Genomic DNA, 11,988 nt, shown 5'->3' with positions numbered 1-11,988 from the left:
AACTACTATCAGGTGTTGCGTATGAACTTCTCTTTACCACGACAATATTTTTACCAAGAAATTCAGCATTCGGATGAGCATATTGACTTAGCTAAGGCTGCTTTGTACATTGCCAAAGAAGAATCTCCTTACATTGATATAGAAGAATATTTAAATGTCTTGGATACGATGGCAGAAGAAGTTAAAGAACGCTTGCCATCTTCACTTTATCCATTACGAGTCATTCAAACTATTAATGAATATCTTTACGATGACTTAGGATTTATAGGGAATCAAAGTAATTATTATGACCCCAGAAATAGCTTTTTAAATGATGTGATTGATCAACGCACGGGTATTCCTATCACAATGGCGTTGGTTTATTTGGAAATTGCCCGCCGCATAGATTTTCCGATGGCTGGTGTAGGAATGCCAGGACATTTCCTGATTCGTCCGGCAATTCCCGACATGGAGATTTTTGTAGATGCTTTCAATCGCGGCGAGGTGATGTTTACCCAAGATTGCCAAGACAGGCTGAATCAAATGTTTCAGCAAAACGTGACTTTACGCCCGGAATTTTTAGCCACAGTGAGTAATCGGCAATTCTTGGCGCGAATTTTAGCTAATTTGAAATATATCTACCTCAGACAACAACAGCTAGAAAAAAGCTTGGCTGTAGTAGAACGGATTTTACTGTTGTTTCCTGATGCTACTTCAGAAGTGCGCGATCGCGGTCTGTTAAACTATCAACTAGGCAATTATGCCGAAGCCACGGCAGATTTACAAAATTATCTCACCAAAACTCCCAACACAGAAGACGCTGCGCTAATTCGGCGGTTACTTAGCGATTTAGATAGTTAAGGGTGACATCAGCCTATGTTGAGTGATCCGAATTAGCTCACCAAGTTGAGTGCGATCGCTTCATTCTTATTACAATATCAAACTTGAGCAGTTTCACTAGTCAATGTCTTCTCTGTTGATTGTGGCAAAGAATTAGCCCGTAAAGCACGGAACATCCCAAATCGGCACAAACCCGCACCGAATGCTAACCGCATCAGTAACAAAGTCGGGACTTCTCGCAGAGATTTAATGAAACCAGATAGACCAAACCGCACCAATCCCTCTGGTCGAGTGACCCCTTGCCAGATAGAATCTAGCCAAGAAGGAAGTGTCTGTTGTGTCCAGTCGGCTGTGATGACTTCCCCCTCAACGAATCCTGTCTCAACCAACACTTCAGAAAAGCCTTCAATGCTAGCAAAAGCAGGGTGAGACCACTGATCTAGTAGTTGCTGCATGACTGGTTTTTCCCAAAAATTGAGCGGTATTTGGCGATCGTCTCGCTGATTCCAGTCAGCTAAAACCATGATTCCACCAGGCTTTAACACCCGCATCAACTCCCTGGCAAACACGGCTTTATCGGGCATATGCGGGCCGGCTTCAATCGACCAAACGACATCAAAACTAGCATCTGGGAAAGAAAGTGCCATCGCATCATCCACAAGAAACTGTACATCAAGTTCCTTAGCAGTTAATTGTTTAGCGCGTTCGACTTGTTGGGGACTGATTGTTACACCTGTAACCGCAAACCCATAATCTCGTGCCAAAATGCGACTACTACCCCCAATTCCGCAGCCTACATCTAATACAGTGGTTTTAGGGGGTAACTTATCTAACCCACCCCAATGCACCATTTCGCGTACAAAGTCAGATTTAGCGGTCAAAAAATCTTTACGTTGTGGCGGTGAACCATAATGACCCAAGTGGATATGTTCACCCCAATAGAATTCTAAAATCCCGTCTTCAGTCCATTCATCATAGGAATTAGCTACCGAATTAGATGATTCATAACGGCGAGCCGTAACCAGATACAATACAATGGCGATCGCTATTAGTGCTAGCAGCAGTCCTAGCCCGGAAACAAACCAATTCATGAACCTAGAGCCTTAACATTTCTTTACAATTTTATCTTATTATCTTAGATAGCTTGTTTTCCTGAAAAATCAGTGCGATCGCTAAAATTGCTGTATGATATCCAAATATACGGTTCTGATGGGGAACAGCCATCAGAGGTAACGGGGAAAGATTCGGTGTAAATCCGGCACTGTCCCGCAGCTGTGATGAGATGTAAATCTCAAAGTCAGAATGCCCGCCGCCAATAAAACAAGTTCCCATCTGCGAGGTACAGGTGAATATTGCCATAAATATTTTCCCAATTCAACAGGATTACTGTCTCATAGCGTCAGATATACCCCACAGACTACAAATTTCGATGAAATTGTAGACAGTTTCCTACTAATACAAATTCTTCCACAGAAGGTTCTAGGTACAAAGCTGAAAACCCAGTTGTATCGGATATTTCCCTTCGCATATTTACATTATCCCCAGTGCGCCTATCCTGCGGGTTCTGCTTGCAATATGCACCCAACAAAAATCACCCCATTAATCAGCAACGCCTGAAAATCAATGAATCAAAAACAGCATACGATATTTGTCTGCACGACCTGCGCCAGTGTATGGCAAGATGGCAAGCGAGTTGGTGAAAGTGGCGGACAGCAACTATTACAACAACTTCAAGAACTTGCACAAACCTGGGAATTGCAACATCAATTCTCCATTCAAGGCGTTGAATGTATGAGTGCTTGCAACCATGCTTGCGTTATCGCCTTAAAAGGAGAAGGAAAATTAACCTATCTTTTCGGCAATTTACCAGTAGATAGTAGTGCATCTGCGGTGCTGCAATGTGCTAGTCAATACTATGATAAACAAGATGGGTTACTACCCTGGTCAGAACGACCAGAACCTTTAAAAAGAGGCATCTTAGCAAAAATACCACCCCTAAATAAGTGGGCAAAATTAACCGTAAATTGCTGTTAATTAATGACTATTAGTGTATAAAGTTCGTAGTAAGGACTTTAGTCCTCAAGGCTCTCAGCACTAAAGTTATTACTACAAACCTTTGAAACTAGCTTGTAAATCGCACCATTTATGTGATAATCATAATCATTATCATAAATAGCAGATTTCCTACTGGTTGAGGGTTTTTTTACTAAAAAAGCTCAAATCTTTGCTTGCGACCAATTTTTAGTGATACAGGTGGCTTAAATTACCAATGCGTACTCAGTTTATTACCAGATGGGGGACTCAACTTATTGTTTCTAGTTTGACTATCACCGTAGGGATGCTGTGGGAAAATTTCAGCACTATAGCTACAGAAGTTACACAAGAACAAGAACCAGATATTGAACTCACAGTTATTGACAAACTACTCAATGAACCTGTATTTTCTCCCTTTCGTCGGGAAGGGACAGTGAAAGATTCCACCCGTCCGGTGTATGTCATTACTGGCGAAGAAATGGAGGCGCAAGGTGCGAGAACAGTGAAAGAAGCACTGCGATTTCTCCCTGGTATTTTAGGTGACGGTACTGTTGGAACAGAAGTAAATGCTTTAAGCGGTCAATTTATTCGCGGTTCTAATACAGGTCAAGTCTTAATCTTGTTAGATGGTAGACCAATTAATAATCTTGGTGGTGGTGGTTTCGACCTTTCAGAATTTACAACTAACAATATTGAAAGAGTTGAAGTATTACCTGGAGGCGGTTCAACTCTTTATGGTTCTGACGCAATAGGTGGGGTAATTAACATTGTTACCCGTCGTCCTACAGAGAAAATCACCACGGAAACCAAAGTTAATATTGGTTCATATGGACTCAACCAACAAAGCATTCAAAATAGTGGGAGAACAGGTGATATTTCTTGGGTAGTTGGATATAACCGTACTCAAGCACAAAATAATTATCCTTTCACCATTCCTGAAGCCAATTTTGAGGGGACGAGAAGAAATAATGATGCACTCTTTAATAACTTTAACGTTAAACTAGAGGCAAATTTAGGTAAACGTAATACATTAACCCTATCAACTTTATATTTAGGTAAAGAACAGGGAGTACCGGGAGGCGTACCGATTCCTGTACCCGAATTTGGACAGGGATTTTTTAACTCTCTGACTGAGAATAATCGTAAATATACAGACCAAGTTCTCACTGATTTAACCTGGAATTCCAAATTAGGAAGCGGAAAAGATTCACTGTTAACAGCGAGAGTTTACGCTGATTTTCTCAATACTCGTTTTGATAATCGTAGCGGTGCAATTACATCTCAAAATCGCTTTGATACTAAACAGGATTCCTATGGTATTCAAACCACACATAGCTGGAACTTTGCCAAGAATCAAACCTTAGTGTATGGCTTTGATTACCGAAATACGAATGTACGTAACACTACATTTAATTATGGTACAAATATCACGAGAGAAAATTATGATGATGCCATAGATCAAGGGGCAATTTTTGGTAAATATGAAATTAATTTTTCTCCTAGCTTGAGTATGAATTTAGGAGTACGTCAAGATTTTAGTAGCTTGGTGAATGGTTCATTTACATCACCATCTGTAGGGGCAAAGTTAGCGTTATCAGACTCAACGACACTCAGAGCTAACTATATCAGAAATTTCCGCGCTCCTACGATAGCGAATTTATTTAATAATAATCCTACTAACATCGGTAATCCTGAACTGAAACCAGAGAAAGGGGATAGTTTTGATGTGGGTATCGACCAAAAGTTAGGTAGTATTGGCTTGTTGAGGCTGACATTTTTTAGTAACAGAGTTTCTGATACAATCGCTTTTAAAAGACTCACTCCACCTGTGAATGGTAATACAGGTACTTGGGAAAATATCGGGTTAGTTCATACTACGGGAATTGAAGCTTCGTTAAATTTACAGTTAGCGAGAAATGTCTACGCTTTTATTAATTATACGGCTAATGATCCGCGTATTTTAGAAAGTGCTAATCCGGCGGAGGTTGATAAGGAGTTACGGTTTGCTGGTGCTGATAAGTTAAATTTGGGGGTGTCTTACGAAAATCGTCAAGGTTGGTATTTGGGGGTGTTGATGAATTCTTTAAATGGATATCCAACTAATAATATTAATACGGAATTTCTGTCGGGGTATACGACTTTTGATTTAAAGATGCGTGTGCCGATAAGTGATAGTTTGGTATTGACTGGTAGTTTGGATAATTTGTTTGACCAGCGTTATCAGTTGTTTCCTGGGTTTCCTGATGGGGGGAGGGTTTTTCAGGTTGGGTTGAATTCTCGGTTTTAAAGAGTTTTTTCGCGCAGAGGCGCAAAGGCACAAAGGAGAGTTAGAAATGAGTGAGTTTAATTGTTGGGTGACACCAGTTAATGAGGTGGTGCGGGAAGGTTTAGCTACGGGGGGGTTTGTTGAGTATGAGTATTTTGATTGTGGCAGTGATGTTTTAGCGTCGTTAGTTTATACTTTGTTTGAACAAAATTGGCAGCAGGTTGGGGTTGGACATATTGTTCAAGGTAGTGTGTTGGAGTTGGAATTTAATGCACCACCAAAGCTTTGTATTCTCTATGATGGATATTTGACGGTAGCGGCTGAGGGTTGGCATTTACATTTATGTATTGATACTAATTTTGGTGGGCCTTTGTGTAAGACTCCTGTGGAAGTGAGGAAGCAGCGTCAAGTTAGTCGTGCGGCTTTTTATCGTCGGTTTAATACTGAAGGTAATCCTCGTAGTTGGGGGATTCAATTTTGGAATGGTGCTAATGAACAATTGATGACGATTTTATTACCTAATCCTTTCGTAGATGGTGAAAACTTATTACCGGAAGGTAAACCAAATTTAGATAAATTAACTCTTTATCAAGAATTAAGAGATATTTATGTATTAGGTAAAAAACCGATACCATTTACCAAAAATCCTCTCAAACATTCCTATATTTCAGTTTGTACCTCTACACGCTGTCTTCCTTCCCGCAAATGGCAACCTACATTTGATGCCTTAAAATCAGCAGTAGAAGAAGCAGGTTTAGACATCGAAGTAAGAACCTCCGGCTGTTTAGAAGTGTGTCAACTCGGCCCAGTTGTCTTTTATTCCAATGATAGAACTTGGTACACTCGCGTTAACCCCAATGTTGCCGAAAATATAGTCAACGAACATCTAATTAAAGGTAACAAAATCACCGAAAACCTCTACCCACCCCAAACCCCCTAACCCGGATTTATCACGCCAAAATCTCTCTGAAACTCTCTGCGCCTTTGCGCCTTTGCGCGAGATAAAAAAACATGAAATTGGTAAAATTCCCTAAAAAACCAATCATTTTCCTCTGCCAATTATTCCTCATAGCCACCCTCATCATCGCCTGTCATAACACCACAATTCACACATCAACTAACACCTGCACTCAAAACTACAACCCCAATCAAGATTACTTCCCCAATAAAATTACAATCACCCATGCCACAGGCTTTGCAGTAGAATATCATCAACACTACAAAGTAGTCACCATTAAAAACCCTTGGCAAAATGCCAAAACCCAGTTTCAATATGTTTTAGTTCAATGTGGAACTCCCACACCCCAAGGATTTAATCAAGCGCAGGTAATTACAGTTCCCATTAACTCGATAGTCTCTTTATCAACTACACATTTACCCCACCTAGCCAAATTAGGTGTAGTTGATAAACTGATTGGGATTAGTAATAGTAATCAAGTCAATACTCCTGATGTAGTTGAAAGAATTAAAGCCGGAAAGATTACACAGGTCGGCAATAATTCCAATGTGGATATAGAAAAATTATTAGAATTAAGTCCCGACTTAGTGACAACCTTCGGTACAGGGAATTCCCAAACTGATAGTTATAGCAAACTCACAGAGGTGGGTTTGAAGGTGGCGATAAATGCTGAGTATATGGAAGACACACCATTGGGAAGAAGTGAATGGTTGAAATTTACAGCTTTGTTTTTTAATCAAGAAGCACAAGCAGAAAATATATTTAATGAAATTGCAAATAAATATACACAAATAGCCGCAAAAGCTAAATCTTTAAAACAGCGTCCAACTGTATTTGTTGGCTTTAACTTTAAAGGTACTTGGTTTATGCCGGCTGGTCAAAGTTATGTAGCCAAATATCTGGCTGATGCTGGAGGAAAATATCTTTGGAGTGATGATAAATCTGCTGGTAGTCTCCCCCTTTCTTTTGAAGTAGTGTTAGAACGTGCAGCTAATGCTGATTATTGGTTGAATTTTAGCCAATCTTGGCAGAGTTTGAAAGATGTAGTCGCTGAAGATAGTCGCTATGCTGATTTTCAAGCTGTGAAAACAGGTAATCTTTATAATAACAATGCTCGTGTAAATGATAGTGGTGGTAATGATTACTGGGAGGGGGGAATTAGTAACCCTGATATTGTTCTCTCAGATTTAATTAAAATATTACATCCAGAAATATTACCGAATCATCAACTATTTTATTACCGCAAATTTATTCAATAATGTTACTGAAAAAATATCTCCTAACTAACCTGTTATTTTCTGCCAAATCTACGTCTATCAAAACTTTAGCTTTTTTACTGCTAATTATAGGTTTTGTTTTTGCATTTTTACTAGATTTAGCTTTGGGTTCTGTCTCTATTCCTATTCAGGAAGTTATCAATATTTTACTGGGACAAGAACCAGAAAAGGTGACTCATGCTCATATTATTCTCAAATTTAGATTACCTAAAGCTTTGACAGCAACTTTAGCAGGTGCGGCTTTGGGTGTGAGTGGGTTGCAAATGCAAACTCTATTTAAAAATCCCTTGGCGGGGCCTTTTGTCTTAGGAATTAGTTCTGGTGCAAGTTTAGGTGTAGCTTTGGTGGTGTTAACTGCAAGTGTGACTACACCGACTTTATTAAATGATTTGGGAATCATTACTGATTTTGGGTTGGTGATAGCCGCTAGTTTCGGCGCAGCATCGGTTTTGGGTGTGATGTTAGCGGTTTCTCGCCGAGTACAAGATACAATGACACTACTAATTTTAGGTTTATTGTTTGGCTATGCTACTAGTGCAATTGTGAGTATTTTGTTGCAATTTAGTTCTCAAGAACGGATTCAAAGTTATATTATGTGGACTTTTGGTAGTTTCGCTGGGGTGACTTGGAAACAGTTAATTGTTTTAATTCCGGTGATACTTTTAAGTTTATTAATGGCGGTGTTGCAATCCAAATCCTTGAATGCGCTTTTATTGGGTGAATCTTATGCGCGGAGTCTGGGTTTAACGGTGCAGAAAACTCGATTTTCTGTGATTACTAGTGCTTCTATTTTAGCAGGTGCTATTACGGCTTTTTGTGGCCCGATCGCATTTTTGGGTGTGGCTATTCCTCATTTGTGTCGCAGTCTGTTTATGACTTCTGACCATCGAATTTTAATCCCTAGTGTGATATTTATGGGGGCAATTTTGGCTTTGGTGGCGGATTTGTGTTCTCAAGTTTGGGTGAGTCAGATGGTTTTACCTTTGAATGCTATTACGGCTTTGATTGGTACTCCTGTGGTTAGTTGGGTGATTTTGAGGCGTAAGTAATTAGAATTTTTAACGCAGAGGTGCGCTGAGGTAGGCGCGGAGGTACGCGGAGAGTTTTTTGAGGTGGGGTTGATGATTTTGACGACTCACGATTTAAGTATTGGTTATCAAACATCCCGAAAAACTGTTCGGTGTGTTGCTTCGGATATTTCTGTGTGTCTGGAAGCTGGGGAATTGGTGTGTTTACTGGGGCCGAATGGTGCGGGTAAGTCTACATTACTGCGATCGCTCGCTGGAATGCAAGCACCTATAGCGGGTGAGGTGCGACTTTTGGGTGATGATATCTATAAGTTAGCACCGCAGGATTTAGCCAAGCGGTTGAGTTTGGTGCTGACGGAAAGGGTTGATGTGGGTATGTTATCAGCTTATACTTTGGTGACGTTGGGACGACATCCTTATACTGACTGGTGGGGAAGGTTAAGCCTTGAAGATGAAGCTATTGTAGATTGGGCGATAAAATCTGTAGGTGCGTTACATTTAGTCTCACGTCAAGTCAGCGAACTTAGTGATGGTGAACGTCAAAAAATTATGATTGCGCGTGCTTTGGCGCAGTCGCCGATGGTGATGTTGCTGGATGAACCAACGGCATTTTTAGATTTACCACGGCGGGTGGAAATTATGCAATTGTTGCGTCAGTTAGCACGGGAAACTCATCAAGCAATTCTGCTTTCTACCCACGATTTAGATTTGGCTTTGCGTCTAGCTGACCAAGTTTGGCTATTAACAACTAATGGTATTTTACACGTTGGCGCACCAGAAGATTTAGTGTTAAGTGGTGCTTTTGCTGATGCTTTCCGTAGTGAAGGTGTGGAGTTTGATATCTTTTCTGGGGAGTTTCATCTGCATACACCACCGAAAGGAGAAATTAATCTCATAGGTGAGGGTATTGCTGCACTGTGGACTGTTCGCGCTTTGCAAAGGGTGGGATTTTTAGTTAATAAATTTGCCAGGTCTTCAGCTAAAGATACTATAAAAACACAAAATTTTATAGAAGTAATATCCAACTCAGAGCAAGTTTTATGGCGTATTACTAATAATAACTCTGTGTATACTCATTATACATTGTCTGATCTAATTAAATTTTTTGACAGTGATAAATTTGCCAATTAATGATGATAAAATCTTGTCTAAAAGCATTGTAATTACTAAGGATTAATTTGTACTTCTTCCGCTACTCGTTTGAGACGACGTAGCTGTGCTTGCATATCTTCTTTTGTCCATTTGGCGGCGAAGGTGTTGAATCCCCAACTGACTATAGGGTTAGGAATCTCAAACTCAAAGCGGTTTAATAATAGTGTACCTTGTCGTGTCGGTTGACATTCCCAGCGATCGCGTCCTTGAAAAAATCCCTGAAATTCCCACACGACTAAACCAGGTTGGCGTTCTACAACCAAACTGTTTAAGGTGGGTTGCATTAGGGGTATTTGAATCAAAAAGCGGCTTTTACTACCTATCTCTGTACTCCAAGTTTCACCCACAGGTTCGCAACGCAGCACGGGGTTGAGCCAACGGTGCATCAATCCTAAATCGGTAAAACAGCGTTCTACTGATGTAGCTGTGGCGTTAATTTCAATTGATTGTTCTAAAACTTGGGACATTCTAGATTTTTGTTTGGTAGCTGCATTTAGATTAGTGCATAGTAATAGTCAATAGTCAATAGTTGTGAAGAATAATGAGTGCTGTTAGCGGTAGCGCGGCGTTTAGCCAGTGATGAGTAGTGTTAACGAATACTTACAAAGCTTTAGTTTAAAGACTGTAAATTAATCACAAGAGAAGTGAAAAATTAATCTTATTATTAATTACGCCTACTTTTCCTGGTAAGTTAATACGCAAACACTAGTGAAATACTGAGACTAGTATATTGTGCCAAACAATACATTAACCAAGTGTTTCCAGTGTTTTAATGCACACTATTAATTCCGAAAAACCATGAACACAGCTTGGCAAGGAATATTCCAGGTAGCAGGAGTAGATTGGTCGCAAAAGGTGCAGCCATTGTTGGCACAATCGCCCAGCATACCCCTAAATCAACCAGGAGTGAACCAAGGAATCGCTGATGTGCAAGGAATTTTTCAACAAGTGATTCAGTTTACACCCCGCTTACTGGGAGCAACGGCTCTTTTGTTGGTGGGTTGGTTGATTGCGGCGGCGGCTGGTCTAGTGACGCGGCAAATTCTTAATCGCACAGACATAGATAATAAGATTGCGGCTGGGATAACAGGTCGTCAGGATGTCCCCCAGGTAGAGAAATTAATCTCCAACTTGGTCTTTTGGAGCATCATTCTCTTAACAGTTGTAGCTGTTTTGCAAACTCTGGGTTTAGAGGTAGCTTCTCGACCACTTAATAGCTTTCTGGAACAACTGATTGGCTTTTTGCCCAAGATTGTCGGCGCAGGAATTCTGTTAGGGGTAGCTTGGTTCTTAGCGTCAATTGTTAAGGTTGTGACAATACGCGGGTTACAAGTCCTCAAACTAGATGAGCGTTTGAGTCAAGATGAACCTAACGATAATCTGAGCCTCAATCGCTTGTCGTTCAGTGAAACAATTGGTAATGCTTTATATTGGTTTATCTTTCTGCTGTTTTTAGTTCCAGTTTTAGATGCCCTGGGACTCAAGGAAGCACTACAACCAGTACAAGCCTTAACAACAGAGATTTTGTCAATTCTGCCCAATATCTTGGCAGCAACACTAATTGCAGCTGTTGGTTGGTTTTTAGCTAATGTGGTACGGCGAATTGTCACCAACTTGCTAGCAACTACTGGTGTTGATCATTTAGGTAGTAGGTTTGGACTATCTTCTGCTTCGGGAATGCAGTCTTTATCTGCCCTCACAGGTACGATAGTCTACATTTTAATATTGATTCCTGTAGCGATCGCAGCTCTCAATGCTTTAAAAATTGAGGCGATTTCGCTACCTGCGATCGCTATGTTACAGCAGATTCTCAATGTCTTACCTGCTGTCTTCACAGCCATTACCATTTTTATTTTTGCCTATTTTTTAGGGCGGTTTGTGGCAGATTTAGTTACCAGCATCCTGACGAGTTTAGGCTTCAATAACATTTTCACCATTCTCGGTCTACCTGTACCCACAGCAAAAACAGTCTCTGATGCTGACAGTACACCTACACCTACGATTCCTACTCGCACCCCCTCGGAACTTGCGGGTATTGTGGTTTTAGTCGGGATTTTATTGTTTGCTACGGTAGCAGCAGTCAATATCCTGAATATTCCAGCATTAACAGTGTTAGTAACTGGTATTCTGGTAATTATTGGGCGCATTTTATCTGGCTTAGTAGTATTTGCCATTGGCTTATTCTTCGCCAACCTCGCCTTTAATATCATTACCAGTTCCGGTAATCGCCAAGCCCAAATTTTGGGTCAAGCAGCACGGATTTCCATTATTACCCTAGTCTCCGCAATGGCATTGCAACAGATTGGCATTGCCAGCGATATTGTCAATTTAGCATTTGGATTGCTATTAGGTGCGATCGCAGTTGCTATTGCTTTAGCCTTTGGTCTTGGTGGTCGAGATATCGCCCGCGAACAAGTCCAAGAGTGGCTAGATTCTTTCAAAGAGAAGAGTTAA

Annotated in this window: 10 protein-coding genes and 1 riboswitch; of the genes, 8 read left to right on the top strand and 2 right to left on the bottom strand. The window is 40.6% G+C overall.

The window, feature by feature from the left end; all coding sequences use genetic code 11:
• Nucleotides 1-21 precede the first annotated feature (21 nt).
• Entirely contained in the window at nucleotides 22-840 is an 819-nt protein-coding gene (locus tag L6494_RS11525; RefSeq protein WP_237994925.1) for a SirB1 family protein, read from the top strand.
• A gap of 77 nt (nucleotides 841-917) precedes the next feature.
• Here L6494_RS11525 and L6494_RS11520 read toward each other — a convergent pair whose 3' ends face one another.
• The gene (locus tag L6494_RS11520; protein WP_237994923.1) at nucleotides 918-1,910 is read right to left on the bottom strand and encodes a methyltransferase domain-containing protein; all 993 of its coding nucleotides are present in this window, start codon (nucleotides 1,908-1,910) and stop codon (nucleotides 918-920) included.
• Nucleotides 1,911-2,003: 93 nt separating this feature from the next.
• A riboswitch (cobalamin riboswitch) is annotated at nucleotides 2,004-2,147 on the top strand.
• 295 nt (nucleotides 2,148-2,442) lie between these two features.
• On the opposite strand from L6494_RS11520, the gene L6494_RS11515 reads away from it, so the two are divergent.
• The 6 genes from L6494_RS11515 to L6494_RS11490 all read left to right on the top strand — a co-directional run bounded on the left by L6494_RS11515 (nucleotide 2,443) and on the right by L6494_RS11490 (nucleotide 9,513).
• Nucleotides 2,443-2,853 carry a DUF1636 family protein gene (locus L6494_RS11515; RefSeq protein WP_237994921.1) on the top strand — a complete coding sequence of 137 codons (411 nt, stop codon included), beginning with the start codon at nucleotides 2,443-2,445 and terminating at the stop codon, nucleotides 2,851-2,853.
• A gap of 235 nt (nucleotides 2,854-3,088) precedes the next feature.
• Nucleotides 3,089-5,140, top strand: coding sequence for a TonB-dependent receptor plug domain-containing protein (locus tag L6494_RS11510; protein ID WP_237994918.1), 2,052 nt, complete (start codon nucleotides 3,089-3,091; stop codon nucleotides 5,138-5,140).
• A 46-nt stretch (nucleotides 5,141-5,186) separates the two neighbouring features.
• Complete coding sequence (locus L6494_RS11505) at nucleotides 5,187-6,059, top strand: (2Fe-2S) ferredoxin domain-containing protein (protein WP_237994916.1); 873 nt, start codon at nucleotides 5,187-5,189, stop codon at nucleotides 6,057-6,059.
• A gap of 71 nt (nucleotides 6,060-6,130) precedes the next feature.
• Nucleotides 6,131-7,336 carry an ABC transporter substrate-binding protein gene (locus L6494_RS11500; RefSeq protein WP_237994914.1) on the top strand — a complete coding sequence of 402 codons (1,206 nt, stop codon included), beginning with the start codon at nucleotides 6,131-6,133 and terminating at the stop codon, nucleotides 7,334-7,336.
• Entirely contained in the window at nucleotides 7,336-8,403 is a 1,068-nt protein-coding gene (locus L6494_RS11495) for an iron ABC transporter permease (RefSeq protein ID WP_237994912.1), read from the top strand. The genes L6494_RS11500 and L6494_RS11495 overlap by 1 nt, the downstream gene beginning before the upstream one ends.
• 72 nt (nucleotides 8,404-8,475) lie before the next feature.
• Nucleotides 8,476-9,513 (top strand): ABC transporter ATP-binding protein, encoded by a 1,038-nt coding sequence (locus tag L6494_RS11490; protein WP_237994909.1) that lies wholly within the window; start codon nucleotides 8,476-8,478, stop codon nucleotides 9,511-9,513.
• A 35-nt stretch (nucleotides 9,514-9,548) separates the two neighbouring features.
• Here L6494_RS11490 and L6494_RS11485 read toward each other — a convergent pair whose 3' ends face one another.
• The gene (locus L6494_RS11485) at nucleotides 9,549-10,001 is read right to left on the bottom strand and encodes an SRPBCC family protein (protein WP_237994907.1); all 453 of its coding nucleotides are present in this window, start codon (nucleotides 9,999-10,001) and stop codon (nucleotides 9,549-9,551) included.
• Between the two features lie 331 nt (nucleotides 10,002-10,332).
• Here L6494_RS11485 and L6494_RS11480 point away from each other — a divergent pair, with 331 nt between their 5' ends.
• A complete protein-coding gene (locus L6494_RS11480; RefSeq protein WP_237994905.1) occupies nucleotides 10,333-11,988 on the top strand; it encodes a mechanosensitive ion channel in 1,656 nt (551 codons plus the stop codon).

Origin of the sequence: Nostoc sp. UHCC 0870 (assembly GCF_022063185.1) — a bacterium.
Taxonomy (GTDB): Bacteria; Cyanobacteriota; Cyanobacteriia; order Cyanobacteriales; family Nostocaceae; genus Trichormus.
The sequence above is the reverse complement of the archived record's forward strand: the minus strand, read 5'-3'. Positions and strand labels throughout refer to the sequence as shown.